We start from the raw sequence: 26,531 nt of genomic DNA, 5'->3' as shown, positions 1-26,531 counted from the left end.
GGTCGCCTGCACCGGCCTCGATCGCAGCGCAGTAAGGTTGCCGGATTATCAAGGCATCGAGGGCGAGTCATGCGGGCGGCCCGAACCATCCTGCACGACAGGTGATTCCGCCACCAGATCGATGCGGGAGAGATGGAAGGATTCAGGGTGGGCGCATCTCCGTTGCTGCGCGGGGTTTTTCGCGACTTACGGGAGAGCTGGGGACTGGAGGACGACGGTTACGTATTCGAGGGCGGACCGGGACCGATCGGCCGCGTCGACGTCTTCATCTTCCACCCCGCCGACGATGTGCCCATGACCTCGTTCGCCACCATCGGAATGTCGGCGGGAGAACTGCCCACCACCCCCGGACCCGGCAATGGCGGGCGCGCCGAACTCCGCTTCGCCTGCCGGGGCTGGCTCGATCGCTCGGTGGAGGAAGCCATCGCCCGCCAACTGGCCAACCTCGCCGTCTACCCCTGGCTCACCGGAAACCAGGTGAACTGGGGCCACATGATCGAACTCGACGAGGACTTCCCCGGCTTCCCCGGCTGCGACGCCATCTTCGTCGCCGGCCCCCTCACCCCGAACGGCCAGGACTGCATCTGGATTGACGACGAGCCCATCCGCATCATGAACGTCGTCCCCATCACCGACGCCGAACGCGCCCACGCCCGCCGCATGCGCCCCGGTGATTTCCTCGAAGAACTCATGGCCAATGTGGACATCTTCACCAGCCGCGAACCCTGGAGCGGCTAGCTCAGCCCCGCCAGATGCCGCTGTGCAGGAACCGGTCCCACTGCGGCCCGCTGAAGACGAGCGCGGGACCGGCGGGGTCCTTGGAATCCCGTATGCCGACGTGACCGGCTTCGTGGCCGACGAAGGCAATCTCGACACACTCGCTGGCATTCGAGGACCGGGAGGATTTGAACCATTCTGCGCCGGACAGATCGATAGTCACGCCGCGTACTCCTCTGCAATTTCGAGCACCATGTCTCTGGTGTCTTGCTCACTCAACGCTACCGCTCGCAACTCCGAGATCGCTTCCCGATAGCGATCGATGACGTCCTCGCGTTCGTGGTACAGAGCGCCGACCGCACCCTCCAGGTACACCACGGGAGGCACCGTGAGACCGCTGGAGCCGCGCGGAAACTCCAGCAGCGTGAACGATTGGATGTTCAGTCCGCGATGCGGACCGACCCGGAACGGAATGACGCGGATTCGGATATTGTCACGTTCGCCCGCCTCCGCGAGCCAGCGCAGTTGCGCCGCCATGACTGCTGGGCTGCCCGGCTGATGCCGCAGCACGGCTTCGGAGACAAGGGCATTCATCTGGAAGTCGGCATCGTCGAGCCTCGCCTGTCGGCGCGCCGCCAGTTCGACGCGGCGTTCGGTATTCACCGCGGACAACTCCGGGGCATCGATTTTGGCGATCGCGCGGCGATAATCGGCAGTCTGCAGAAGTCCTGGGACAAGCACGAGTTGGTGGGAAGTGACGCGGTTGGCCGCGCCTTCCAGCCGTAGATAGCGCGGAAAATGCGATGCGACCTGATCCGCGTATGCCTGCCAGTATCCCTTTGAATTCCCTTGCGCTTTAGCCGTCTTATCCTGTTCTTTGATTTCGCCCCACAGCATCAGCGCTTCAGCTCGAGTCTCGGCGTCGGCTTCATAGAAATCCAGCAAGCTCTTGAGCTGCGGAGTCGTTACCTTGGTCGGCAACCCCTCCTCGAGGCGCATGATCGTTTGGCGGGAGACTTCCAGGTGCAGTCCGGCAGCGAGCGTACTCCGCGCAGCATGCGTTCGAAGCTCGTACATGAAATTCCCGAAATCCCTACGAGAGACCGTTGATCCGGCCATTTCGTTAGCCTCGCTATCTGGGGAGTGACTTCCGCGGGCATGTCCGTCGTGGACGTCCAGTGTATTTCAGTGGATGTCCTTTGTGAACGTACAGCGATGCGTGAATGGGTGTCTACTGAACATGTCCGCCAGTCCACGAACAGCATTCGCGAGGGGTGTCGAAATGCTCTGGGAAACAGTTTCATTGGTCGTAGTTCTACTCGGCTGTCTCGCCGCCGTGCCGGGTGCGCTGCGGATCGCTGCCGACGGCCATCTCCCGACCGCACCCGCGCCTGATGCTCCACCGCTCGTAGCCGGTGGCCGTGAACTCCACCGCGTCCCTCTCCGCAACACGCATCGCCTGCGCGGCAAGCATCGAGCGTGGTGACGGCATGCCCTCGGCCGACAGCACGCGCGAGCTCGAAATCCAGGTCCTGGCAGACGTTATCGCCGCTGCCGAGTTCCTGCTGCAACGCACCGAAGCCGCCGGCAGAGCCGTCTCCGTCCCGCGCCCCGAGGTCTACGCGATCATTATCCAAGCCGTCATGGCCAGTGCCCGCGCCAGCGGGCACTATGGCCCGGGCAGTCTGGCCTACGCGCCGTTGCTGGATGCGATCCTTGCCGGGGTCGAGGCGAACCCTTGGGAGGCAGCGGTATTCACCGTGCTCATCGAGAGTGTCGTCCTCGATTGACGTCGGGAACCCAGCGGACGATGCGTGGCCGGTCAGGGCTGGGAGTGAGTGGTGGCTGCGATGGCGCGTTCGCCGATGGCGCGAATGAGCGGAGCCAGTTCGGGTGGGTCGAGCAGGGTGTAGGGGATGGGGAGCAGGGCGATGTTGTAGGCCGTGTAGTGGGGTGCGTCGGGGTAGGTGGTGAGGGTGCAGGTGTGCTCGTCGGCGGGCTCGAGCAGACCCTGGCGCGCGCTCAGGCGATGACGGGCCGTTTCGACCGGCTCGTGCAGCAGGATGCGGGCTTGGATGGCGCCGGTGCGGCGCAGCGAGCGGGTGAGCCAGGCGGCGGCGTCCATGCCGTCGGGGAGTTCGCGGGCGGGCACGCGGAGGCCGGTGCGGTGGACGGCGTCGATGCGGTCCAGGCGGAAGGTGCGCCAATCGCCGCGGTCGGAGTCGAAAGCGATGAGATACCAACGGGCTCCGGCGGCAATGAGGCGATGGGGTTCGACGAAGCGTTTGGAGACGTCCTCGCCGGCCTTGGTGTAGGTGAAGCGGACCTTCTCGCGGGCGCGGCAGGCGGCGGCCAGCGCCGCCAGGGTTTCCGGGGCGATCGGGGGCCCGGGCACGGGCAGCACGTCGGCATCGGACACGTCCGAGAGGCGGTGGCGCAATCGGCTGGGCAGGACCTGTTCGAGTTTGGCCAGGGCGCGCAGTGCGGCGTCCTCGATACCGGTGATCGTGGCGGTGGTCGCGGTGCGCAGGCCGATGGCGATGGCGACGGCTTCCTCGTCGTCAAGGACCAGTGGCGGCATGGCGGTGCCCGCGGCTAGTCGGTAGCCGCCGATATTGCCCTGGGTGGCGTGGACGGGATAGCCGAGTTCGCGCAGTCGCTCGATGTCGCGGCGAATCGTTCGCGGGGTAACCCGCAACCGTTCGGCGAGCTCGATACCGGTCCATTCCCGCGGGGACTGGAGCAGGGAGAGCAGTTGTAACAGCCGGCCTGATGGATCACGCACAAACCCCATCCTGACACCTCAATAGGTCAGTTGATGACCTATTGGACTTCTAGCGTCGTGGCAACGCGAGTCGACGCAGAATGAAAGGGGTCATCGTGAAGGTCGCGCTTCTCGGCACGAGCATCGCCCAGGCGCACGCCGCCGGGTTCAAGGCTCATCCGGACGTCGACGTGGTCATCTACGGGCATACGCCCGCCAAGGCCGAGCAGATGGGCGCGCAGTTCGGCTATCCGACCACCACCGATCTGGACTCGATCTACGCCGATCCGAGCATCGATCTGATCGACATCTGCCTGCCCACGCGCCTGCACACCGAGCACGTCCTGCGCGCCTTGGCCGCGGGCAAGCACGTGCTGACCGAGCTGCCGCTGGCGCCCGATATGGATGACGCCCGCCGGATCGTCGCGGCCTCCGCCGCGAGTGACAAGCAGGTGTTCGTCGATATGTTCAACCGTTTCGTGCCGCAGAGCCGCATGCTGGTCGACGCCGTCACCGCAGGGGCGCACGGCCGGCTGTTGCAGCTCACGGTGGAAACGAATACGGCGCTGTTGTGGCCGGGCGCGAGCATCGGCCTGAAGGAGATACCCCTGGATTCGATGCTCGGCGATCTCGACACCATCATCCGGGCGCTGGGCGTCCCCGCTGATATCGAAGTCGCCGCGACAGCCAAGGATTCCGAGGCCGCCGCGGTGGATGCGCTGCTCGCCTATCCGAGCGCGCTCGTCCGCTGCTCGACCTCGTCGATGCTGCCGATGAGCTACGGCTGCCGCGGCGGCTACCGCGCCGTCTTCGAAAAGGCCACGCTCGAATGCACTTTCACCATGGGCTTCGACGGCAAGCCCGACTCCACCGTCACGCTGTACTCCGATGCGGGCGCCGAGCGGCTCGAGGTCCCCGACGTCAACCAGTACTCCGGCATGATCGACCACGTCCTGGACTGCCTGAACGGCAAGGCTGTCAACACGATCGGACCGGACACCGTGCTCGACAGCCTCGACGTGGCGCTGCGCATCGACAGGGCCGTCAATGGCTGAGCGCGCACCGGAATCCGCCGGGCCGCTGGATGATCCGGTGCATCGGATCGTCATCGACGGTGCGCGGGAACACAATCTGAAGAACATCTCGCTCTCGATTCCCAAGAACGCGATCACCGTATTCACCGGGGTATCGGGTTCGGGCAAGTCGTCGCTGGTGTTCGGGACCATTGCGGTGGAATCGCAACGGCAACTGGGCGAGACCTTCACGACGTTCGTGCGCAACCGGATGCCGCGCCACGAGAAGCCCGACGCCGACCGTATCGACGGCTTGACCACCGCGGTGGTGGTCGATCAGAAACCGATCGGCGGCAATGCCCGCTCGACGGTCGGCACCAGCACCGATATCTATTCGATCATCCGCGTGCTGTTCTCACGGGCGGGGGAGCCGTCGGCGGGGATGGCGACGGTGTACTCGTTCAACACCCCCGAGGGCGCCTGCCCGGCCTGTGCCGGGCTGGGGCGGACGACCACGGTCGATGTGGACGCCATGATCGACAGATCGCTGTCGCTGAATCAAGGGGCGCTGCGGTTTCCCTTGTTCGCGGTCGGCACCGTGCAGTGGCAGATGTTCGCCGCCTCGGGCCTGTTCGATCTGGACAAGCAGGTGGGGGAGTACAGCGAGACCGAGTGGAACAATCTCGTCCACGGTCCGGGCGAGGGTGTGCAGCCGAAGCTCAGCGGACCGTGGACCAGCTACGAGGGTCTCGTCGACAAGTTCAACCGCCTGTATCTGAACCGGGATCTGTCGACGCTGTCGGCGCGCACACGAAAAGCGGTGGAGCACTTCACGACTCAGGGCACGTGCCCGCTGTGTCACGGTGCGCGGCTCAATCGGGCCGCACTGCGGACGAAGATCAACGGCTACACCATCCACGACTACTCGACCATGGAGGTCGCCGAGCTCATCGAGGTGCTCGGCAAGATCGATCATCCGCTCGCCAATGCGCTGGCCGAACAGGCCATTGCCGGACTGCGCCGGCTCGACGACATCGGTTTGGGCTATTTGAATCTCGGCCGCGAGACCACGACCCTCTCCGGCGGTGAGGCGCAGCGATTGAAGATGGTGCGCTTCCTCGGTTCCGCGCTGACCGGGATCACCTACGTTTTCGACGAGCCCAGCGTCGGCCTGCATCCGCGGGATGTGGGCCGGATGAACGCCTTGCTGAAGCAGTTGCGCGACAAGGGCAATACCGTGCTGGTGGTCGAACACGACCGCGACGTGATCACCGTCGCCGACCATATCGTCGATATGGGACCGGCCGCGGGCGTGCACGGCGGCGAAATCGTGTACCGGGGTGACTACGCCGGTCTGTGCGAGGCCGACACCGCGACCGGGCGCGCGCTGCGCCGCCACAGCCGGGTGAAGACCGAATTCCGCACGCCCACCGGATTTCTGCGCATCGAGCACGCCGATCTGCACAACCTGCGGGATGTGAGCGTGGACATTCCGACCGGCGTCCTCACAGTGTTCACCGGTGTGGCCGGCTCGGGCAAATCCACGCTCGTGACCGAGGTGTTCGCCATCGAGCATCCCGAGGCGATCGTGGTCGACCAGGCCGGGCTGGGCTCCTCCACACGCTCGACGCCGGTGAGCCATCTCGGCGTCATGGACGCCATCCGCAAAGCGTTCGCCGACGCCAACCACGTCGATGCCGGGCTGTTCTCGTTCAACAGCAAGGGCGCCTGCCGGGAATGCGGCGGGCGCGGCGAGATCACCGCCGATATGGCGTTCATGGACCCCGTCACCACCCTCTGCGAACGCTGCGGCGGCGACCGCTACGACCCGGACGTCCTCCGATACACCTTGCACGGCAGGACGATCGTGGACGTGCTGGCGCTGACCGCGGAGGAGGCCGCCGACTTCTTCGCCGATCGAGCCATTCGCCGCAAGATCGGCTCACTGGTCGAGGTCGGTCTGGCATATCTCACTCTGGGCCAACCGCTTTCGACCCTGTCCGGTGGCGAACGGCAGCGCTTGAAGCTGGCCGGCGAACTGGGCAAGTCCGGTGGCCTCTACATCCTCGACGAGCCGACCACCGGCCTGCACATGTCCGACATCAGCACCTTGCTGGCCCTGCTCGACCGGCTGGTGGACGCCGGCAATACGGTGCTGGTCATCGAACACGACCTGGATGTCATCGAACACGCCGACCACATCATCGACCTCGGCCCCGACGGCGGCCGCCACGGCGGGCGGATCGTATTCCAGGGCACCCCGGCGGAACTGCTGGCGGCGAAGAACTCTTTCACCGCCGAGTACGTGCGGCGGGATGTCGACCGCATGGTCGCGTCGCCTCAATAGGTCCCTGAATGACCTATTGAATTCCTACGGTGGGTGAGGTCAGCGCAAATCGACTCTTCGGAAGGCGAAAGCAATGGCACCGAGCCCTCGCGATCCGGTCGAACTCACCGCGTACGCGAACTTCACACTGCGCCCACCGGCCCCGTTCGACTTCGACTCCACCACGTCGAAGCCGTCCACACTGCCGGACCCCACCAATCACCATGAGCCGGGCGTGCACTGGCAGACGATCCGGTGGGATGGTCGCCTGCTCGGTATCCGTATGGACGACAACGGATCTCGCGACGATCCCAAGATCGGGGTGACCGTGTTCGCATCCGGATCGCCGCCGCGGCACGTGCTGGAGTCACTCGACTACGAGCTGCGGTGGCGGTACGACCTGGACACCGACCTGTCCTGGTACTGCCGCCATTTCGCCGACGATCCCACGCTCGCGGGGCCGCTCGAGCGGATCGGCGGCATGCGGGTCAGCTGTGCGTTCTCCCTCTACGAATGGGTCAGCGTGCTGGCGCTGCTGCAGATGGCCACCGCCGGCCGGATCAGCAGAATGGTCAACTCGGTCTTCGATGCCTACGGCACGCGGTTGCGGTTCGACGGCCGGGAGTTGCAGGCGTTCTGGCAGCCGCGGGACATCGTCGCGGCGGGTGAGGGCGAGCTGCGGGCGATGAAGCTCGGGTACCGCGCCAAATCTCTTGTCCGCATTGCCGAATCGGTCCTGGACGGCGGTTTCGACGAGGACGCCCTGCGCGCCATGGACCGTGCCGAAGCGCGCAGGGCACTGCTGACGCTCTACGGCATCGGCCCGGCATCGGTGGGCAACCTGCTGTTCATGACCCTGCACCACTACGACTCCTTCGATGTCGTACCACCGTGGGACGCCAAGCTCTACGCCCACCTGCTCTACGACACCGATACCGCTCCCGCCGAGCAGATCGTCGCCGATATGACCGACCGCTACGGCCGCTGGCGGGCGCTGGCCGGCGACTACCTGCTCGAAGACCTGTTCCTGCGGCACCAGCGCGAGCCCATCGACTGGCTTGCCGCCGAGATCCGCATGTGAATCGAACCAGTATGTACAACTGTACAGTACATGTGTACATTCATTTCAGCTACCAGTTCGCAAATCAGAGACGAGTGTGAGAGGAGCCCATGAACGCCATCGCGCCGAACATCGGAGTCACCCTCTACCTGGGGGTCGAGGACTTCGAGGCGACCGTGGCGCGGTTCCGCCCGCGAAACAACGCGTCGGAAAGGAGTGGTGATGAATATGGTCGAGGTGGCGGCACAATGGGCCGCGCAGTATGAAAGCGCCTGGAGCGCTATGGATCTGGACCGCATGGGGCAGCGATACGCCCTCGACTGCGTCGGTCAGCATCCATTCGACGACATCGTGCACGGGCGAGCGGCGCGGGTGGCCGACCTGGCCGGGATCTTCCCGCACATCGCCCGCTACGACGTCCGATTCGGTATGCCCTACACCCGCGGGCACAGCTCGGCGGTCGAGTACTGGGTCAAAAGCTACGGCGTCGACGGCTCCGAGCTGACGATGGCCGGGGTCAGCCTGCAGGAACACACGGCCGACGGGTCGGCCACCAATGTGCGCGACTACCTGCTCATGCGGCCCGGCATTCACACCCCACCCATTACCTGGAACAAGTAGGAGGTTCGATCATGAAGATTGCCATTCTGGGCACCGGCGCCGGCGGCCGCTGTCATGCCGCCAAGCTCCTGGAACTCGGTCACGAGGTCATCGTCGGCACCCGCGATCCCGATGCCACCCTGGCGCGCACCGCACCCGACCACATGGGCACCCCGCCCTATCGCGACTGGCTGGCCGCTCATCCGGGCGCGACCGTGTGCACCTTCGCCGACGCCGCGGCGGCGGCGGACCTCGTCATCAACGGTATCTCCGGTGACCACGCGCTGAACGCGCTCACCGCGATCAAGGACCAGCTGGCCGGCAAGACCCTGATCGACTACGCCGTTCCCTATGTCTACCAGCATGATTCGGCTCACAAATGGCCGACGCCGTGGGGCTTCATGCCGCTGCTCGATCCGGTCGACAGCGACAGTCTCGCCGAACAGATCCAGCGAGCCCTGCCCGAGACCCGGGTGGTGAAGAGCTTCGTCACCCAGGAGCAGGAAACCGTCGTCGACCCGAAGTCGATCGGCGGCGGCGACCACACCATGTTCGTCTCCGGTGACGACGAGGCGGCGAAAGGCCGTGCCGCCCAGCTGCTCCGGGAATACGGCTGGACCGACATCGTGGACCTCGGGCCGCTGGTCACGGCGCGTGGCCTGGAGATGTACGCCCACTTCCACTCCGCGGTGGGCCTGGCCCTCGGCCGCCGCTTCGGCGTCAAGATCGTTTGAAGGAGGCAATCGCCATGAACGCCACAACATCCGGACAGGTCTGCTGGTTCGAATTCGTCACACCCGATGCCTCGGCGGTCGAGAAGTTCTACGGGCGGCTGCTCGGCTGGACCTTCGAGCCCAGGCCGCACACCGACGATCTGCTCATCTTCGCTCCGGCCGCGACGTCGCCCATGGGCGCGATCGTCGGAAACCGCACCGGTGGTGAGTATCTGCGCATAGCCATCGCCTCCGCCGATGTGGACGACGATATCGCCCGGCTAAGCCGGCTCGGTGCGACCATCGTGTCGACGCCGACCGCGGGAACCGCCGAATTGGCCGATCCGCGCGGCAACCTCTTCACTCTCGTCCCCGTACCGGACGGCGCCGCGCCGGGCGGCTTCTCGCCCGCCCGCGGATCCATGGCCTGGTTCGAAATCGGCTCCGCCGCGCCGGATGCCGCCACGGACTTCTACACCGAAGCCTTCGGCTGGCGATTCGAATTCGATGCGAATGCCGGAGGCCGGCAGTACTACAACATCTTCACCGGCCTGCAATGGCCCAGCGGCGGCATGTACGACCTGCGGCCGGACGGGCCGGAGTACCTCATCCCCTCGTTTCTCGTCGGCGACGTGCCCGCGCTGACGGAGACGGCCGAAAGGTACGGCGCGGTAGTCGAATTCGGGCCCGACGGCACTCCCGACGGCCTGAAGTACGTGCGGCTCATCGATCCGAGCGGCAATCGGTTCGAGCTGTTCTCCAACCCGGGCATGTGACAGGCCGTGACGACGGACGAACTCTTCGAAATCGACGACCCCCGGCGCGGCCGCGTGGCCGCGTTCGGGGGCATGGCCTTTCACGAGATACGGGCCCGCACCATGCTCAATCGCATGGCCGGTGCTCCGGCGGGCGGGATGGCGTGGACGCTGAACCCGTATCGGGGGTGCGCGCACGGCTGCACCTATTGCTTCGCCCGTACCGGGCATCAGCGCTTCGGGTTCGGGATCACCGAGGACTTCAGCAATCAGATCGTGGTGAAGGTCAATGCCGCCGATATATTGCGGGCCGAGTTGCGTCGGGGGAGGGCGCGGGGGGATTGGGTGATGGTGGGCACCTCCACCGACTGCTATCAGCGCGCCGAGGCCCGGTACCGGCTCATGCCGGAGATCCTGACAGCCCTTGCCGACCATGGCGTGAACTTCACGACGACTACGAAAAGCGCTCTGCTGAAACGGGATACGGAATTGTTCGCCCGCGCCGCCGAGTGCGCGGACGTGCTGGTGATGACCTCGCTCGGGTCGCTGGACGATCGCGTCCGGCGTGCCTTCGCGCCCGCGGCCTCGCCGCCGCGGGCGCGGCTGGACACGATTCGCGCCCTGCGCGCGGCCGGAGTCCCCGCCGGTGTGCTCATCGCGCCGATCATCCCGCACGTCGGGGATCATCCGGCGGCGCTGGACGCGCTCGTCGATGCCTGTGTGGATGCCGGTGCGCTGGTGGTGTTTCCGGATGTCATGCGCCTGAAAGCAGTGCTGCGGCCCTGGTTTCTGCACCGTGTGGCGGCTGACCTGCCGCCGCGATTGGCCCGGCGATTCGCCGCCGGTTACGGTCGCCGTGAGGCCATGCCCGAGGACTACGTTCGCCGGGTCACCGCCCATGTGGACGCCAGGGCGCGGCAGCACGGACTGCCGACCTGGCCGGAGTACATCGCGGCGCGCACGCCGGCGAAACCCGAACCCGCGCGCCAATTACGGCTGCTGTGAGCGCGGCTCTGTACGCTCGCGCTGTACATCCGTACACACTCGAGAGGATTCCATGCCGCCGACCGCCCAGCGCCGCCGCCGCACCGACAAACCGCGCCGTGAGGTCATTGCCGAGGCCGCCGAGCGGGTGCTGGCCAAGCGGGGCGTGGAGGGTCTGACCCACCGCGCGGCCGCCGAGGAGGCCGGCGTACCGCTGGGCTCCACCACCTACTATTTCGCCGATCGGGACGACCTCATCGGCGCCGCGGTGGAGCGCATGGTCGATCGGTATGCGCGGTATCTCGAGGACTGGATTGCCGAGCACGGCAGCGACACTCCGCACCAGGTGGTGGAATCGCTGGTGGATGCGGTCATGCGCTGTTTCGGCGAGGAGCACGAACGGCAGACCTTCGAATTCGAGCTGTATGTCGCCGCCGCCCGCCGCCCGGGACTGCGGCCGCTCGCACAGCGCTTCAGCGAACTGTCCCTGCAGGTTCTCGCGCCCTATCTCGAACCCGTCGCGGCGCGTGCGGCGACGAGCGCGATGACGGGACTGATCCTGCACGGCATGGCCTCGGAGGCACCGCCCACCCGTGCGGAGGTCGGGGCCGTGCTGCACTACGCGGTGCGCACCGACCAGCCCTGAGTGCTGTAATCCAGGTCACAAGGCAAACGACTGGCTAACAGGACTTTGAGTGTCCTAATGGGCTCCTAACTTCGATGCATGACAATCACCGGCATCTCTGAAGAACGTGCGCAGGCCGCTGACCCCCGGCGGTGGGTGGCCCTGGCCGTGCTGTTGGCGGCGGCTTTCATGGACGCGGTGGATGTGACCGTCGTCCACATCGCGATCCCGAATCTGGTCCAGGATCTCGGTGCGACCTCCGCGCAGGTGCAGTGGATCACCGGCGGCTACGCGCTGGCATTCGCTCTCGGGCTCATTACCGGCGGGCGCCTCGGTGACATGTTCGGCCGCAAGCGAGTGTTCATGCTCGGCGTCGCGGCTTTCACCCTCACCTCATTGGTCTGCGGCATCGCCAGCGGGCCCGAGATGCTGCTGATCGGGCGCATCCTGCAGGGCGCGAGCGCGGCGATCATGGTGCCCCAAGTGCTTTCGACCGTGCACGTGACCTTCCCCGAAAACGAACGCTCCAAGGTGTTCGGCGTCTACGGCGTAGTGCTCGGGCTCGGAACCGTCGCCGGCCCGCTGGTCGGCGCGGCGCTGGTCGAGGCCAATCTGTTCGACCTGCACTGGCGGCCCATCTTCCTGGTCAATCTGCCGCTGGGCATCCTCGGCCTGATCGCCGCGGCCTTCGTCGTGTACGAGTCCCGGTCCGAGCAGGCGACCCGCCTGGATCTGCCCGGCGTCGCACTGGTCACCACCGGCCTGTTCCTGCTCATGCTGCCGCTGACCCAGGGCCGCGAACTCGATTGGCCCGCATGGTCGATCGCCATGCTCATCGCCGCGGTGCCCGTGCTGGCATTGTTCGTCCGCTACGAGGCCCGCCTCGCCCGCCGCGGTGGCCGGCCACTGGTCCCGCCGTCGCTGTTCCGGGCGCGCACCTTCTCCGCCGGACTGGCCGTACAGCTGTGCTTTGGCCTCACCTCCGGCATCTTCTTCCTCGCGTGGACCCTCTATCTGCAGATGGGCCTGGGCTGGTCGCCGCTGAAGGCGGGCCTGTCGGGCATCCCGCTCTCGCTCGCGCTCATGGTGGGCGCGGCTGTGTCCACCCAGGTCCTGGTGCCGCGCTTCGGCCGGACCGTGCTGCAGATCGGCGGCGTCATCTCCGCGGGCGGCGCACTGCTCTACCACGCCCTGGTCGCCCCCGACGGCACCGGAATGACGGTGGCGCAGAACGCGATTCCGATCACCCTCATGGGCATCGGATTCGGTCTCATCATCGCACCGCTCGCCGACCTGACCCTGTCGACGGTGCCGCACGAATCGGCCGGCTCGGCCTCGGGCCTGTTCAATACCGTCGCCCAACTGGGTTCGGCACTCGGCATCGGCATTTCCTCGCTGGTCTTCTTCGGCCGCCTCGACAGCGGGCACAGCATGCCCGAAGCCTTCGGCTACTCCCTCTGGTATGTCGCCGCCGGCTTCGCCATCGCGGTCGCGGCGCTGTTCGCCCTGCCCCGCGCCCTGCGCCCCGACCCGGCCGCCACCACGGCCGCCGGCTGACCTCTCCGGCATCCGGGGGAAGTCGCCGTGCACGCCCGGACCGTGCATGGCGATCACCCTGTGCCAGGCCGTAATTCGCGCCGACACCGCCTGCCAGAGGCGCGCCGCACACTGTGACGCGGTCAGCGGGGTGCGCCGGCGCGGATGCCGAACTCCAGCCACGTCGCCATGAACATGTGGTGCCGGCGTCGTCTTCACATACCGCGGCGGGAGCGGTGTCGGAAGGGGCGCCGGTTTGGCTCGGGCGGGTGGGTTGTTAGGGTAGGGGCGTGAATTCTCCGGAGGCATCCGAACGGTAGCCGCCTGGCCTGTGTGCCGGGCGGCGTTGTGAGCGTGGTCCTGCCAGTTGTTCGGTCGCTGGCGGTGTTTGGGTTCTCGCAACGCCGGACGATGTCCTCTTTGCGGTCGGGTGGTGGATCACCCGGTATCGCAATACATCTCGGGTGCCCTGATAGTGGCCCCCTGTATCCGGAGAGTTGCCTCTTCATGCCTATTGTCGTTTTCGTGCTCGCGGTTGCGGTTTTCGCCCAGGGCACATCCGAGTTCATGGTGTCGGGGCTGTTGGAGCAGATCGCGGCGGATGTCGGGATCTCGCTCGGCTCAGCAGGTCTGCTGACTTCGCTGTTCGCCGCCGGGATGGTGCTGGGTGCGCCGGTCATGGCGATGACGGCAGGCCGGTTGCCGATCAGATACTCGCTCGCGGCGTTCTTGGCCCTGTTCTGTCTTGCTCACGTAATCGGCGCTGTGACACACGGATTCACGATGCTGCTCGTGACGCGTGTTCTCGCGGCGATCTCGAATGCCGGGTTCCTGGCGATCGCGCTGGCCGCCCTGCCGCGGCTGGTGGGCCCGGCCGCGGTCGGCCGCGCGACCTCCGTGGTGGTATCCGGCGTGACGGTCGCCTGTATCGCCGGTGTTCCCGGGGGTACCGTGCTCGGCCAGCTGTGGGGATGGCGTTCGGCGTTCTGGGCCGTCGCCATTCTCGGTGCGGCGGTTCTCATTCCGCTGTGGGTGCTGGTCGGCCGTGCGGTGCGTGAGACCGACCTGCGTGCCGAGCGCGGCCCGTCGATCCTGCGCGAATGGTCGGTGGTGGGTGACCGATCCATCCTCATCGCAGTCACGGCCGGCGTCCTGGTCAACGCCGGAACCTTTGCCGGATTCACCTACCTGGGCTCGATCACCGCCGGCGTCCCGGGGATGGGCGATCAGTGGGTTCCCTTCGTGCTGGGCATTTTTGGCGTCGGCTCCTTCGCCGGCGTCCTGCTCGGCGGACGTTTCACCGACCACTCCGAGAGGATCATCAAGGTCGGAACCCTTGCCCTGATCGGCATCTGGGCGCTGGCCGCGCCGAGCGCGCACACGCTCCCCGGTGTCCTGACCATGTCCGCGGTAGCGGGTGCGGCGGCCTTCGGCGTCGGCTCGACCTTGATCGCCACAATCGTGCAGGCGGCCGCCCCGTCCGCACCTCATATCGCAGGCGCCTTGGCGACCACCGCTTTCAACCTCGGCGCCGTCCTCGGCCCGGTTATCGCCGGCGTCGTCGTCGACAACACCGGCCACCCGTCCGCGGCACTCTGGTCCAGCGCGGCCTTCACCCTGATCGCGCTGGCCGCAGTCCTCCTACCGACCCCGGTGCCGGTGCATTCTCGCGGGTGAACTAGTTGGTGCGGATACGGAGGCCGGGATTCTCGGCGAGAACCGCGCTGACGGATTGGGCCACGACTCGAAAGAGGTTCTTGCGAGTCTGGTCCTGCCAGCGCGGATCCAGATAGGCCCGCGGATCGACGGGCAGATCCAGCTTGCTCTCCAGCCGGCTGACAATGCCCACGGCCTCCGTGCCCGTAACGACCGGCCCCCCGCTGTCCCCGGAGAACTGGAAGGCGGTGTGGCTGAACGACTGTGACGGACCGCCATCCGACGGTTCGTCCACATCGACGATCACCCCGCAGGTAAAGCCGGTCGTATGTCCCAGCTTGCACACGGGAGCGCCGACAATCGGATCGGCGACACCCGTAATCCGCAACCCGTGCATTCCACGGCTCCGAACAAAGTTGTTGTCGAACAACGGCCGAGCCTCGTCATTGATCCGAATAATCGCGTAATCCCGCTCACTCGTCTTGAACGTCAACGACTTCTTGAAAACCCCGACCGGAGTCTCCACCCCGTTTTCCGTCGATGGCGCAAACACATGCAACGGATGCGGCTGCTCCTTCTCCGCCTCCATATCGCAATGCCCCGCCGTCACATTGACCGCTGCCCCATCCTGATCCACCCCATTGAATCCCCAGGAACACATCCCGAATCCCGCCTTCTTCCCCCGCGGCGGCATGGCCACGAACGGATCCCCGCCCGCAACCTCCTCCGCTGCCGCCCCTCGCGCCGCGCCCTCCTGCACCGGCGCGGTCCCGGCAGGAGAGTCGGGCAACTCGACCTCGACCACATCCCGCACCTCGAACCCGGCCGCACCGGCGGCACTCCGAATGAGCTCCGCCCCGACACCCGGCGCCAGCGCGAGCACCCCCTGCCCACCGGATCCCAACCCCACCTGCTCGACCGCCCCCGGAAACAGCTCCCGTGCGGTGGCCGCGAACCCCGCCAATTGCCGCGCCACCCGTGCCCGCCGCAAATACTCCTCCCCGGAAATTTGCAGATCCCGGGAAATAGCCGCCACCATCTCATCCGGCAACACCCCCATCGGCTGCACAGGTTCCCCCTGCGCCACGATCGGCCCCCCGATAAAGCCGGCCACCAGCCCGACCACAACACACCGCCACCAACCCCGCACGCCACATCCCTTCCTTGCCGTCGAACAAAACAATTTCGCCGCAGAAATCTCGGAAAGCCGCATCAATAATTCCATCGCACGGGCATATTTCCCCGCAGGCCGCAATGGGCGCGGCGCATACGCGATTCGCTGAACGAACGATGCGGGTCAAGACCCCTCCGGCCGCCGCTGCAGGATCCACTGCCGGTTCACCGCATCCGCCACCCGGCGATGCTGGATCGGTCCCCACCCGGCCTTCGACCGGTTTTCCCAGTCGTGGGTCATGCGGAGTGGCGGCAGCCGCGAGGACCGATCAGCCCGCCGCGAGGAAGACCACCACAATCGTGACCACCGCGAGGGCGGTGTAGATCGCCGCCGCGACCCGCAGTCCGAAGCGGAGCAGGGTGCGTTCGGAGGTGCCGGAGTTCTTGGCGTGGTCACCGGCCACGGCCAGGATCAGCATGATCATCGGCAGGGAGGTGAAGACGGCATGGCCCGCTCCGCTGTTCTGCACCGCCGCGAACCAGGTGTCCAGGCCGGCCGGGGCGAGCTGCTGTTGCAGCGGCAGCATCAGGACATTGCCGCCGACGTTCGAGCCGGTGACGAAACCGCTGAGCATGCCGAGAGCGGGGGCGGCCAGGGCTACCACCAGCAGCGGGGCCGAGGCGACCGCCGCGCCCAGTTCGGTGATCATGCCGCTGTCGGCCATCAGCCGGCCGAGGGCGACGAAGCCGGTCAAGGCGAGCAGCGGGCGGGCGACGCGCACCAGTGCGGCGCGGGCATCCGGGAGGTGCGGGCGGCCGCGGTCCAGCAGCAGGGCGGCGGCCAGCAGCGGCAGACCCGGTGAGGACAGCAGTGCGAAGCTCGCGCCACCGGCGTGCAGGCTCAGCGGCGGGACTCCGGCGGCGGTCGCTGCGCGCAGCATCGCGATGCCGCCCAGGACGAGGCCGTACGCCTGCAGGACCGCACGGGGAGGCAGCAGGCTGCCCGTGACGGGTTCGGCCTGCTTCAGGCTGTGCGCGCCGCGCCCCTGAATCTCACCGATCGTCTCGCCGCGGGCGAAATGTGCTGCGGGTGAGCCTGTTTCGGAGCTGCGCCGGTGCCATACGGCGGCCAGCACCAGCCCGGCAGCCGTCGTGAACAGCCCGGCCAGCACACCCGCCGGTGCGACGATGCCCAGCCGATTGAAGGTCAGCAGTCCGGCCGAGAGCAGAGCGCCCGCACCGGCGGCGAGGGCCGCGGTGCCCAACCGCCGCGAGGGGCGAGCCAGCAATGCCGCCCACACGGCCACCAGGGGGAAGACCAGGCTGCTGGTGATCGCGGTCGCGGTGCCCAGCGTCGCCGTCGGAAGGCTGATGAGCTCGGCGCCGATCACGGTGGCCAATCCGAGCGTCCCCCACGGCATGATGTTCATCCCGAGCATGGCCTGCCGCAGCGCGGTCGGCGGCGGCGCGAGCGCCAGCAGGACCGGCACGGTGACCAGCAGCGAAACCCCGAATCCGGTGAGCGCCTCCACCGTTGGCGCGATCCCCGCGATCACGAGCGCGACCTTCGCGGGAACCGGCAAAGGCAGCCCGCGCACCCATTCCTGCAATGAGTTGTGCACACCGCGGCGGGTGAGCACCTGGCTGAGGTAGACACCGGGAAGCATCACCGCGGCCGCATTGAGCACCAGCAGACCGGCTCCACCGGCAGCCCGGCCGAGCGCGCTGCCCGGCAGCGTGAACTCCGGTCGCCACCAGATGAGCAGCGCCGCAACGGCGACGCCCGCTGCGGCGGCCAGGTGCGCCGGTTTGCGCCACCCCATGATCGTCCCCAGCACGACAACCAGCGGGAACACCGCCAATGCCCACATCATCGTTCCCACACGGCCTTTCGTCGCTCACAACAGTCGCGACAGAGCTTGACGGCCCCGACGGGTAGCGGTCTTGAACAAAAATCTCGAGCCCGGTGGGGGAGCCGGGGCTCAGGGCCGGATCGCTCCCGGCGTCACTCCGAAGTAGCGCTTGCAGATCCGGGTCAGATGGGCCTGGTCGGCGAAACCCGCGGTCACCGCCACCTCGGCCGGCGGCCGCCCGGCCAGCAGCAACCGTCGAGCGCGATTGGCGCGCAACCGAAGTAGATACGCGTGCGGCGGCAGCCCGTAAGCCTCCCGGAAGGCGGGAATGAGCGAGGCTCGCGGAACCCCCGCGGCGGTGCTGAGTTCGGCGACGGTGACGGCCTCGCTCCACCGGTCGTGCAGCAGCTGGCGAGCCACCTCGATACCCCGGCGCGGCAGCACCCCGCCCGCTGCCGCCGGGCCACGGCGAGCATGCCTGTGCAGCACCGCATCCAGTCCCGCGAGCAGCAGCGATTCCGCGGTCAGCGGGTCGCCGGCCTGTTCCTGCTCCCGATGCACGGCCCGCAACCGGGCGAACAGTTCGTCGTCGCGCACGGCGGTCTCGGGAAACCAGACCTCGCGCGTGCCCAGCCGCTCACCGGCCAGCTCCTCGACCAAGGCGGTGTCGAAATAGAACATCCGATAACGCCATCCGGAATCCACCGCGGCGAACCCGGTGTGCACCTGCTCCGGATTGATGATCACCAACTGCCCGGCGGGAATCACGACCTTCCCGCCCGCCATGTGCAGCCCCTCCGCCCCCTCCTCGATAACACCGACCGAGAGCTGCTCATGACTGTGCCGATCGAATGCGAACGTCTCGAACCGAGCGGCGAGCAGATCCACCTGCGGGCTCGCCGGCGCCGTCCACAGCCGAGCATGCTCACCCACCGATTTCACCTGCGAATGCTATCGAATCAACGGCCGGGATCGGGTTCTCGACTCGGGGAACGAATCCGGAGAACGACGTGCACGGCTATCGGTCACCGGGTCGCAGCCGGTCGTGCGGCGTGGTGATGCCGTTCGCTGATCCCGAATGGTCCGCTGGCACAGGTTGATACGCGACTCCGCACACCAAGTGTGTGAGAACCACCGTCGCCGCAGGCCCATTGCCCGATTGGGATGCCGACGAGAAGGAGATCTCGCGCCGCCAAGCGCAACTCGAAGCGATCGCCCAACCGGTAACCGCCGAGGAAGCCGCTGCGCCGGCGTAGTTCGCGGTAGTCGAACCGTACTCATCGACGAGTCGGCCGGCGGGGCCGGCCCGAACGAAAAACCCGGCGACGTCGGCGGTCGTGCCCGCGATAATGTCCGGCGTGGAAGAAGTCGAGGTCGTCGTGGCCCATCACGAGCGCGCGACCTTGCGCGTCGGCGAGGTGTTCCTGAAGGTCGATGTTGATCAGGCGCGCACCGAAATCGAGGTCGAGGCGATGATGCTGGCGCCGATCCCGACCCCGGAAGTGCTGTGGCACAAGCCGCCCGTGCTCGCGCTCGCGGCCCTCCCGGGGCGGGCGCTCGGCCGTCTCGGTAAGCCGTCGCGCGCGTCAGCGGCGGCGTGGGCCGCGGCGGGTGCTGCGGTGCGGATGCTGCACGATGCACCGTTGCCGCCGTGGACCGGTCGCAGCCTGGACGCGATCGCATCCCAGCTCGACGACGAATGCGCGTGGATCGTCGCGAACGGTGTTCTTCCCGCCGAGGTGGTCACGCGCAACCGCCGGATTGCCGAGGCTGCGCTGCGGCCGTGGACACCGGTGTTCACGCACGGCGATCTACAGGTCGCGCACGTGTTCGCCGACGGTGACGAGATCACCGGCGTGATCGACTGGTCCGAGGCGGCCCCGGGGGATGCCATGTTCGACCTCGCCACCTTGACGCTCGGGCACGCGGCACATCTCGGCGACGTCATCGCAGGCTACGGCGGTGATGCCGACCTCGAGGTGATCCGCGCGTGGTGGTCGTTGCGCAGCCTGCTGGGCCTCCGCTGGCTGGCCGAGCACGGCTACGACCTGAGCGCGCCGGGCTGCGAGGTCGACGTGCTGAGAAGACAGGCGGCGCGAGACCGGGAACGAGACCTCCGGTCGGGCGGCCCGGTCTGAGGTTGCGGGCCGGCGGTATCGGACCCGGTGGCCCGGCGCACAACCCCGGCTGGCAGTGACACGGATCATGGTCACGTTTGCGAGAAATTCGCTAATGCCGCTCCGAGGTCCGACCGATGATCTCTGAGTGATCGCCCGATCACGCTTTCGAACAGTCCCGTTGGGTGGCGTGCGCGAACAGGGCAGTCGTCTCGCCGATTATCCGCCCACGCCGCGAGAAAGGCCGATAATGAAGCGTTTCGCAGCAGTACTGACAGCTACGACCAGCATGATCGCGGTACCGCTGATCGCATCCGCGACCGCGAATGCCGATGTGTGGCAGCCGGTCCCGGGCATTTCCATTCCGCTGCCCGACGGCGTGTTCACCGGCAGCGCCGGCGTGAGCCCGAACCCGGCGCCCGCTCCCGCCCCGGGCCCGGCGCCCGTCGAAGGCGAACCGTGCGGCGACAACGGCGGCCACTGGGTGCACCTCGACGGCGGCAATGCCGCCCACTACGGCACCGAATGGCTGTGCCGCGTCCCCTGAGTCTCGCCGGCAGACATGTGAAATGACGTCGACCGGGAACTGGTGGCGGCAAAACCCGAGAAGGGTCCGCCACCAGTTCCCGGTCGATGATGTTTCAGATCGAGACGGGGGCGGAGGTCAAGCCCGGACCGCCGGTGCGAGGATCTGCTCGCACCATTCGCGGAAGCCGGTCGGGCCGACGGTGGCCGCGGTGCGCGGCACGCCGTCGTCGAGGCCGTTTTCCTTGGCGCGCATCATGTCGACGTAGGCGGTTGTGATCGGGTCGCCGATGCCGCGGGCGGTCAGGGTGGCGCGGAAATCGTCGAGCGACTGATGCCGGTAGCGGATGGGGCGACCGAGTACCTCGGACATGATGTGCGCCATGTCGTTCGGGGTCAGGTCCTCCGGTCCCAGTACCGCGACCTCGCCGGTGCCCGTCCAGGAGCGGTCGAGCAGCAGGTGGGCGGCCGCGGCGGCGATATCGCGGGTGGCGACCATCGTGGACTTGCGATCGGCGGCCACGGTGCCGGTGAATACGCCCTCGTCTCGGATCGAAACCGCCTGCCACAGCAGGTTGTCCATGAATGTCGGGTTGGCCAGCGCTCGATAGGCCGCGCCCGTGCTCGCGATGAGGTCGTCCATTGCCAGCGACGCCGTCACATGCCCGGCGCGACCCGCGACGGGAGTGCCGCGCCCGAGCGCCGAGACACCGACGACGTGGCCGATTTCATGGGTGGTGAACGCTTTCGGGGCGGCGCGGGTGAATCCGGAGTACGCGGCGTCCAGGCTCGGTGCGTGCAGGTCGGGCGGGACCAGCCAGAAGACCGCGTCCGCGCCGGTGAAGGCCCGGTCCACCACATCGGCGTCGCCATGTGATCCGGTGACGATGTCGACGCGGGCGCGGACCGCCTCCGGGAGTTTGCCGGGGTCGCGCACGATGACGCGCAATTCTTCACTGCGAGTGGATGTTTCGAGCAGGACTCGCTATAGTCGGCCGCCGATGTGGCCGGTGGGGGAGGTGATGACGATCATGCTTCGAGTCTGGGGAAGAGCGCATCTCGGCGTCCAAGACCCTTTCCGCTGATTGATACCGTGAGGGTATGGATCTGGATCTGCGCAAGCTCCGCTACTTCGCCGCGGTGGCCGAGCACCGGCACTTCGGCCGGGCGGCGGAGAAGCTCTACATCGCTCAGCCCGTGTTGAGCCGTCAGATCAGGGCTTTCGAACAGGAACTGGATTGCGTTCTGTTCGTGCGGACCACCCGCACGGTGGAGCTGACCGCCGCCGGGCGGCAGCTGCACGAGGAGGCGCAGCGGATTCTCGCGGCCGTCGACGCGGCGGTGCGGCGGGTGCACGATGCCGACCGCGGGGTGCGGCGGCTGGTGGTCGCCTTCTCGGCCGGTTTGTATGTCTCGGAAGCGATCCGGCAATTCTCGACGCGACACCCGGAAGTCGAAACCGACGTCGTCCCGGCGCGCTGGTGGGAGCCGGATGCGCCACTGCGCGACGGGCGCGCCCAGATCGGTTACCTGCGAAGGCCTTTCGACGAAACCGGATTGCGCACCATCTCCGTCGGCCACGATCCCCGGGTGGCCTGCATGCCCGCCTCCCATCCGCTGGCCGCACGCCGCGAGCTGGCGCTGGCCGACCTCGACGGCGAACGGATGCTCGACGCCCCGGCCAGACGGTCGTCCTCGCTGGAGGAGAAATTCGAGCGCATCGCCTCCGGGCACGGCCTGGCCCTCGTCCCCCTGAGCGTGGCGCGCGCCTACGTCCGCCCCGACCTCGTCCATCGCCCTGTCGCCGACGCCCCTGCGGCCGAGACCTGCCTGGCCGTCCCCGCGAACCACCACGACAAGCTCGTGCGCGAATTCCTCGACATCGCCGCCGCGACGCTGCGGCACTGAACCGTTCGATCGACCTGGCCGATGCCGGTTCCGCGCCCGCGGCGATGGCGGGATGCGCTTGCCCGCGACGTGAAAGAGCAAGTGGCGGTGTCGGATTGCCGGTCGTATCAGCCCTGTGGCTCAGCCGGAGCGGCCGTCGGGGGTGTGGTGTCGGGTCGGCAGGTCGGCGGCCGCGTCGGGGTCGCGAGCCAGGCCGTCGGCTGTGGTGGTGCCGCTGTTCTCGGCGCGGTCGAGCTTCCGGTCGTCGAAGGCGGTCCGGTAGTCGGTGCGCCGCCGGCGAACCGGCCCGCTATCGGGTGGCATCGGATCAGGCGACCGTCTCGTCGAGGGCGGCGCGGCAGTAGGGTCGAGATCATGACTGGTGATAGTCCGGATCCGCGGCAGGTTCGGCGCTGGCAGGGGTCCGCCCCTGCCGCGCGCCCCACCTCTGCCGATCTCGCGGTGAGCCCGTATCGGGTGGATCGGGATCGGATCATCGCCTCACCGTTTTTCGCCAGGCTCGGGGGAGTGACGCAGGTGGTGAGTGCGAGCGGTTCCAGCCTGCTGCACAACCGGTTGACCCACAGCCTGAAGGTCGCGCAGGTCGGGCGGGCGATTGCGGAGCGGCTGGCGGCCGACGAGCAGGTCGGGCCGCTGCTGGAACGGCTCGGCGGTTGTGATCCCGATGTGGTGGAGGCGGCCGGGCTGGCGCACGACCTCGGTCATCCGCCCTTCGGGCATCTCGGTGAGCAGGTGCTCGACCGGCTCGCCTGGGAGCGGTTCGCGCTGCCGGACGGGTTCGAGGGCAATGCGCAGAGTCTGCGGATCGTCACCAGTACCGATGCCGGTGGGCCGATCGGGATCGGGCTCGATCTGACCGCCGCCGTGCGCGCGGCGATATTGAAGTACCCGTGGACGCGCCTGTCGCATCCCGACCCGCATCCCCGCGATATGGCTGATCCGCCGCGGGGCGCTTCCGCGCCCGCCGATGCGCCGGACAGCGGGTCGAGCAAGTTCTCCGTGTACATCACCGAACTCGACGAGATGGCCCAGGCGAGAGCGCCTTTCGCCGGGAAGCTGGCGGGCTGGCAGCAGACGGTGGAGGCCTCGGTCATGGATATCGCCGACGACATCGCCTATGCCATCCACGATCTGGAGGACTTCCACCGCATCGGCGTGCTGCAGCACGCGCCGGTCGCCGCCGAGCTCGGCCAATGGCGTTCCCATGCAAGAGAACTCGCCGCGCTCGACGACACCGAATTGGCCAAGTGGTCGCGGCGACCCGGGCAGTCCCTCGAGCTGCTGCGCCGCCGGCTGCACAGCAGGGATTCCTGGATCGTGGACGATGATGCCTTCTCCGCCGCGGTGTCGCGGGTGCAGGCGGAGCTGGTGGAAGGTCTGCTCGCCATGCCGTTCGACGGCTCGGCGGAGGCCGAGCAGGCGGTCGGGCGGTTCTCCGCCGGGTGGACGAGCCGGTTGGTGTCCGGGATCGGTGTGGTGCCGAATCCGCCGACCCGGTCCGGGCACGTATTGCTCGCGCCCGCGCAATGGCACGAGGTGCAGGTGCTCAAGTTCGTGCACAAGCAGTTCGTGCTGCTGCGGCCGGATTTCGCGCTGCATCAGCGTGGGCAGGCGCGGCTGGTGACCGCGCTGGTGGAGGCGCTCGACCGCTGGATCGGTGATCGCGATGAGGCGAGCCGGCTACCGCGCCGGCTGCAGGATCTGGCCGAACGCGCCGAGGCCGAATATCGCACGCTCGCCGCAACGGATATGCCCACGGTGTTCGGTGCGGCAGGACGGACCGGGCGGGATCCCGAAGCGATCCATGAACTGGCGCGTGGGCGCGCGATCATCGACTTCGTCGCCTCACTGACCGACAGCCAGGCCGCGGCCTTGCTCGCCGCGCTCTCCGGCCGCACCACCCAGCCTTGGTCGGACATGTTCGTGTTGTAGCGGTGGTCGAGGAGCTGATCCGGCACCGGGGCACCGGTTTCGTGGGCTGCCGCCCGGGTAGGCGAGGGACACGACGATCAGAGGAGGCCCCCGATGAGCACCATCACCGCGTCGACAGAGGTGCACGTGCCCTTGCGTACCGCCTACAACCAGTGGACGCAGTTCGAATCGTTCCCGCAGTTCATGGAGGGCGTGGAGCGGATCGATCAGCTCGATGCGACCCATACGCACTGGAAGGTCAAATTCGGACCGGTGGAACGCGAATTCGATGCGACCATCACCGAACAGCATCCCGATGAGCGGGTCGCCTGGCATTCCGACAGCGGACCCTGTCATGCCGGGGTGGTCACCTTCCACCGCATCAGCGACGACACCACGCGCATCATCACTCAGATGGATATCGATCCGGAGGGATTCGTCGAGAACGTCGGCGATAAGACCGGGCTGCTCGATCGCCGGATCAAGGGAGATCTGCGCCGGTTCAAGGAGTTCATCGAGGATCGGCCGCACGAGACCGGCGCCTGGCGTGGCGATGTGCCGCGTCCCGGGCGCTGAGGGGTCAGGCGGTTCCCGAGAAGAAGGATGTCCGCTGGATCGGTTTCAGGGTTCATGCCACGCGGGTGCCCTGCGATAGCGGGACGAAACCGGATGATCATACCGATCGGGCCTTCCCCGGGTAATGTCGGCCTTCATGGGGTTGGGAACGGTGTTGGTGACCGGGTCATCCGGTGTCGTAGGAGCCGCGGTCGCGCGGGAATTGCACAGCGCGGGATGGCAGGTGCATGGCTGGGACCTGTGCCCGGGACCATGGACGACCCATCGAGGCGACCTGCGCGACCCGGGCATCCGAACCGACGCCCTCACCGGTGCGACGGTGGTCGTGCACACGGCCGCACTGCACGCCCCGCATGTCGGCGCGGTTCCCGACAACGAGTTTCGCGCCGTCAATGTCGAGGCCACCGCCGCCCTCCTTCGGCAAGCGGCCGAATCCGGCGTCCAGCGAATCGTTTACACCAGCACCACCTCGGTATACGGCCACGCCCTCGTACCCGACGGCCGCGCGGTATGGGTCGACGAATCACTACCGCCCCGGCCGCGCGATATCTACGACGAAACCAAACTCGAGGCCGAAACCCTCGTCACGAGCGCTCATCACCCGTTCGCGACGATCGTGCTGCGCATCGCCCGCTGCTTTCCCGAGCCGCCCGCCACCCAGGCCGCGCACCGCCTCTACCGGGGAGTCGACGTCCGCGACGTCGCTCGCGCACACCGGCTGGCCGCCGAACACCCCACTGCCACCGGGACATTCAATATCGCCGGCCCAATGCTGTTCCACCCCGCCGACACCCGCCAATTATGGTGCGACGCAACGGCGCTGATCACCGATCGAGCCCCCGAGGTAGTGGCCCTGTTCCACCGGCAAGGCTGGCCGCTCCCGGCCAAGATCGACCGCGTCTACGATTCGCGCAGCGCCGGGGATCACCTCGGCTATCACCCCGCCTACGGTGTCGAAACGCTCGTACCGGCACCCAGATAGCACCAAATCGTCGATGACCAGGGAAAGTCGGCCTTCTCACTTTCATGTGCACGCCACCGGCCCGCGTCCCTACCTTCAGGTCCATGACGGAGAAGACAATTCCCAGACTCATGGCCCGATCGATCGACCCGGTCGCCGACTTCTACACCGCCCTCGGCTTCGAGATCACCTTCCGGCAAACGGCGCCCTACCAGTTCCTCAGCGTGAAACGCGGCGGCATCGAGCTGAACTTCTACGGAGACAAGAAGTTCGACCCAACCACCTCCACCCACGGCTGCCTGATCGACACCGACGACGTCGACTACCTGTTCGCGGCCTTCACGGAAGGACTCCGGCAAGCTTTCGGATCCGTACCCACACAAGGGCTTCCGCGAGTAGGCGCACTGAAGAACAAAACCTACGGCGTACGAGAATTCCTGCTGAACGACCCCGCCGGCAACACCATCCAGATCGCCCAGCCGATCAGCGACGACCAACGCCACCGCCCGCTCCCGAAAGAAACCTTCGCCCGCGCCATCCACATGGGCTCCCTCTTCGCCGATTCCAAGCAGGACCTGGAACTGGCGGTGAAAGTCCTAGACCGAGCCCTCCATCGAACCGACGAGCAACCAACCCCGGTGCAACTCGTCAAACTCCTGGTCCTCCGCGCCGACGTAGCAGTCCGCCAAGGCGATTCGACCCTGGCCGAGCAACTACTGAACCGTGCCAGGTCCAGCGGAGCCGACGGCCTAGAACTGGCCGACGATCTTCGTCGAGCCGCCGAACTCGAAGCCGGGCTGTGAGCGGAACCAGCAAGG

28 protein-coding genes are annotated in these 26,531 nt (G+C 67.3%); 20 read left to right on the top strand and 8 right to left on the bottom strand.

The features are described 5' to 3' along the window. Positions 1–147 precede the first annotated feature (147 nt). Positions 148–738, top strand: a complete 591-nt coding sequence (locus ACFVIV_RS32155) for a suppressor of fused domain protein (RefSeq protein WP_379202858.1) — start codon at positions 148–150, stop codon at positions 736–738. A 1-nt stretch (position 739) separates the two neighbouring features. On the opposite strand, the gene ACFVIV_RS32150 is transcribed toward ACFVIV_RS32155, so the two are convergent. Next, complete coding sequence (locus ACFVIV_RS32150; protein ID WP_379202856.1) at positions 740–940, bottom strand: DUF397 domain-containing protein; 201 nt, start codon at positions 938–940, stop codon at positions 740–742. Next, positions 937–1,794 carry a DUF5753 domain-containing protein gene (locus ACFVIV_RS32145; RefSeq protein WP_379202855.1) on the bottom strand — a complete coding sequence of 286 codons (858 nt, stop codon included), beginning with the start codon at positions 1,792–1,794 and terminating at the stop codon, positions 937–939. Before ACFVIV_RS32145 ends, ACFVIV_RS32150 begins: the two co-directional genes overlap by 4 nt. 344 nt (positions 1,795–2,138) lie before the next feature. Between ACFVIV_RS32145 and ACFVIV_RS32140 the strand changes: the two genes are divergently transcribed. Beyond that, positions 2,139–2,507: a hypothetical protein gene (locus ACFVIV_RS32140; RefSeq protein WP_379202853.1), complete on the top strand. Its 369-nt coding sequence runs from the start codon at positions 2,139–2,141 to the stop codon at positions 2,505–2,507. Positions 2,508–2,539: 32 nt separating this feature from the next. Here the strand turns inward: ACFVIV_RS32140 and ACFVIV_RS32135 are convergent, their stop codons facing one another. Further along, positions 2,540–3,502 carry a helix-turn-helix transcriptional regulator gene (locus ACFVIV_RS32135; protein ID WP_379202851.1) on the bottom strand — a complete coding sequence of 321 codons (963 nt, stop codon included), beginning with the start codon at positions 3,500–3,502 and terminating at the stop codon, positions 2,540–2,542. Positions 3,503–3,597: 95 nt separating this feature from the next. On the opposite strand from ACFVIV_RS32135, the gene ACFVIV_RS32130 reads away from it, so the two are divergent. The 10 genes from ACFVIV_RS32130 (at position 3,598) to ACFVIV_RS32085 (ending at position 14,770) form a co-directional block, all read left to right on the top strand. Next, positions 3,598–4,536 carry a Gfo/Idh/MocA family protein gene (locus ACFVIV_RS32130; protein ID WP_379202849.1) on the top strand — a complete coding sequence of 313 codons (939 nt, stop codon included), beginning with the start codon at positions 3,598–3,600 and terminating at the stop codon, positions 4,534–4,536. Beyond that, positions 4,529–6,841, top strand: a complete 2,313-nt coding sequence (locus tag ACFVIV_RS32125; RefSeq protein WP_379202847.1) for an ATP-binding cassette domain-containing protein — start codon at positions 4,529–4,531, stop codon at positions 6,839–6,841. The genes ACFVIV_RS32130 and ACFVIV_RS32125 overlap by 8 nt, the downstream gene beginning before the upstream one ends. A 73-nt stretch (positions 6,842–6,914) precedes the next feature. After that, positions 6,915–7,901 carry a DNA-3-methyladenine glycosylase family protein gene (locus ACFVIV_RS32120; RefSeq protein WP_379202845.1) on the top strand — a complete coding sequence of 329 codons (987 nt, stop codon included), beginning with the start codon at positions 6,915–6,917 and terminating at the stop codon, positions 7,899–7,901. A 201-nt stretch (positions 7,902–8,102) separates the two neighbouring features. Next, a complete protein-coding gene (locus tag ACFVIV_RS32115) occupies positions 8,103–8,501 on the top strand; it encodes a nuclear transport factor 2 family protein (RefSeq protein WP_379202843.1) in 399 nt (132 codons plus the stop codon). An 11-nt stretch (positions 8,502–8,512) separates the two neighbouring features. Next, positions 8,513–9,214 (top strand): NADPH-dependent F420 reductase, encoded by a 702-nt coding sequence (locus tag ACFVIV_RS32110; protein ID WP_379202841.1) that lies wholly within the window; start codon positions 8,513–8,515, stop codon positions 9,212–9,214. Between the two features lie 14 nt (positions 9,215–9,228). Next, positions 9,229–9,969: a VOC family protein gene (locus ACFVIV_RS32105; RefSeq protein ID WP_379202839.1), complete on the top strand. Its 741-nt coding sequence runs from the start codon at positions 9,229–9,231 to the stop codon at positions 9,967–9,969. 6 nt (positions 9,970–9,975) lie between these two features. Continuing rightward, positions 9,976–10,953, top strand: coding sequence for a radical SAM protein (locus ACFVIV_RS32100; protein ID WP_379202837.1), 978 nt, complete (start codon positions 9,976–9,978; stop codon positions 10,951–10,953). A gap of 52 nt (positions 10,954–11,005) precedes the next feature. After that, positions 11,006–11,578: a TetR/AcrR family transcriptional regulator gene (locus tag ACFVIV_RS32095; RefSeq protein ID WP_379202835.1), complete on the top strand. Its 573-nt coding sequence runs from the start codon at positions 11,006–11,008 to the stop codon at positions 11,576–11,578. 78 nt (positions 11,579–11,656) lie between these two features. Next, a complete protein-coding gene (locus ACFVIV_RS32090) occupies positions 11,657–13,114 on the top strand; it encodes an MFS transporter (RefSeq protein WP_379202833.1) in 1,458 nt (485 codons plus the stop codon). Between the two features lie 486 nt (positions 13,115–13,600). Beyond that, positions 13,601–14,770: a Cmx/CmrA family chloramphenicol efflux MFS transporter gene (locus ACFVIV_RS32085; RefSeq protein WP_379202832.1), complete on the top strand. Its 1,170-nt coding sequence runs from the start codon at positions 13,601–13,603 to the stop codon at positions 14,768–14,770. A gap of 1 nt (position 14,771) precedes the next feature. Here the strand turns inward: ACFVIV_RS32085 and ACFVIV_RS32080 are convergent, their stop codons facing one another. The 3 genes from ACFVIV_RS32080 to ACFVIV_RS32070 all read right to left on the bottom strand — a co-directional run bounded on the left by ACFVIV_RS32080 (position 14,772) and on the right by ACFVIV_RS32070 (position 18,657). Further along, on the bottom strand, positions 14,772–15,974 hold the full coding sequence (locus tag ACFVIV_RS32080; protein ID WP_379202831.1) for a S1 family peptidase: 1,203 nt from the start codon (positions 15,972–15,974) through the stop codon (positions 14,772–14,774). A gap of 217 nt (positions 15,975–16,191) precedes the next feature. Then, the gene (locus ACFVIV_RS32075; RefSeq protein WP_379202872.1) at positions 16,192–17,736 is read right to left on the bottom strand and encodes an L-lactate permease; all 1,545 of its coding nucleotides are present in this window, start codon (positions 17,734–17,736) and stop codon (positions 16,192–16,194) included. Between the two features lie 108 nt (positions 17,737–17,844). Further along, positions 17,845–18,657, bottom strand: coding sequence for an AraC family transcriptional regulator (locus ACFVIV_RS32070; RefSeq protein WP_379202830.1), 813 nt, complete (start codon positions 18,655–18,657; stop codon positions 17,845–17,847). Positions 18,658–18,839: 182 nt separating this feature from the next. Here ACFVIV_RS32070 and ACFVIV_RS32065 point away from each other — a divergent pair, with 182 nt between their 5' ends. From ACFVIV_RS32065 to ACFVIV_RS32055, 3 genes are all read left to right on the top strand, one after another. Further along, positions 18,840–18,971 (top strand): hypothetical protein, encoded by a 132-nt coding sequence (locus tag ACFVIV_RS32065; protein ID WP_379202829.1) that lies wholly within the window; start codon positions 18,840–18,842, stop codon positions 18,969–18,971. A 102-nt stretch (positions 18,972–19,073) separates the two neighbouring features. Continuing rightward, complete coding sequence (locus ACFVIV_RS32060) at positions 19,074–19,853, top strand: phosphotransferase family protein (protein ID WP_379202827.1); 780 nt, start codon at positions 19,074–19,076, stop codon at positions 19,851–19,853. A gap of 229 nt (positions 19,854–20,082) precedes the next feature. After that, on the top strand, positions 20,083–20,379 hold the full coding sequence (locus ACFVIV_RS32055; RefSeq protein WP_379202825.1) for a hypothetical protein: 297 nt from the start codon (positions 20,083–20,085) through the stop codon (positions 20,377–20,379). Between the two features lie 117 nt (positions 20,380–20,496). Here the strand turns inward: ACFVIV_RS32055 and ACFVIV_RS32050 are convergent, their stop codons facing one another. Then, positions 20,497–21,306 (bottom strand): NAD(P)H-binding protein, encoded by an 810-nt coding sequence (locus ACFVIV_RS32050; protein ID WP_379202823.1) that lies wholly within the window; start codon positions 21,304–21,306, stop codon positions 20,497–20,499. Positions 21,307–21,458: 152 nt separating this feature from the next. Between ACFVIV_RS32050 and ACFVIV_RS32045 the strand changes: the two genes are divergently transcribed. After that, positions 21,459–22,265, top strand: a complete 807-nt coding sequence (locus ACFVIV_RS32045) for a LysR family transcriptional regulator (RefSeq protein ID WP_379202821.1) — start codon at positions 21,459–21,461, stop codon at positions 22,263–22,265. Between the two features lie 120 nt (positions 22,266–22,385). Here the strand turns inward: ACFVIV_RS32045 and ACFVIV_RS32040 are convergent, their stop codons facing one another. Further along, positions 22,386–22,568 carry a hypothetical protein gene (locus ACFVIV_RS32040; RefSeq protein WP_379202819.1) on the bottom strand — a complete coding sequence of 61 codons (183 nt, stop codon included), beginning with the start codon at positions 22,566–22,568 and terminating at the stop codon, positions 22,386–22,388. 51 nt (positions 22,569–22,619) lie between these two features. Between ACFVIV_RS32040 and ACFVIV_RS32035 the strand changes: the two genes are divergently transcribed. The 4 genes from ACFVIV_RS32035 (at position 22,620) to ACFVIV_RS32020 (ending at position 26,516) form a co-directional block, all read left to right on the top strand. Then, positions 22,620–24,197 (top strand): deoxyguanosinetriphosphate triphosphohydrolase family protein, encoded by a 1,578-nt coding sequence (locus ACFVIV_RS32035; protein ID WP_379202818.1) that lies wholly within the window; start codon positions 22,620–22,622, stop codon positions 24,195–24,197. A 93-nt stretch (positions 24,198–24,290) separates the two neighbouring features. Beyond that, complete coding sequence (locus ACFVIV_RS32030; protein WP_379202816.1) at positions 24,291–24,752, top strand: SRPBCC family protein; 462 nt, start codon at positions 24,291–24,293, stop codon at positions 24,750–24,752. Positions 24,753–24,888: 136 nt separating this feature from the next. Next, on the top strand, positions 24,889–25,734 hold the full coding sequence (locus ACFVIV_RS32025; RefSeq protein WP_379202814.1) for an NAD-dependent epimerase/dehydratase family protein: 846 nt from the start codon (positions 24,889–24,891) through the stop codon (positions 25,732–25,734). Between the two features lie 83 nt (positions 25,735–25,817). Further along, complete coding sequence (locus ACFVIV_RS32020) at positions 25,818–26,516, top strand: bleomycin resistance protein (protein ID WP_379202812.1); 699 nt, start codon at positions 25,818–25,820, stop codon at positions 26,514–26,516. Positions 26,517–26,531: the final 15 nt, after the last annotated feature.

The organism is Nocardia sp. NPDC127526, assembly GCF_042672265.1.
Taxonomy (GTDB): Bacteria; Actinomycetota; Actinomycetes; order Mycobacteriales; family Mycobacteriaceae; genus Nocardia.
Note: the sequence above shows the minus strand (reverse complement) of the source record. Positions and strands in the feature narration are given on the sequence as shown.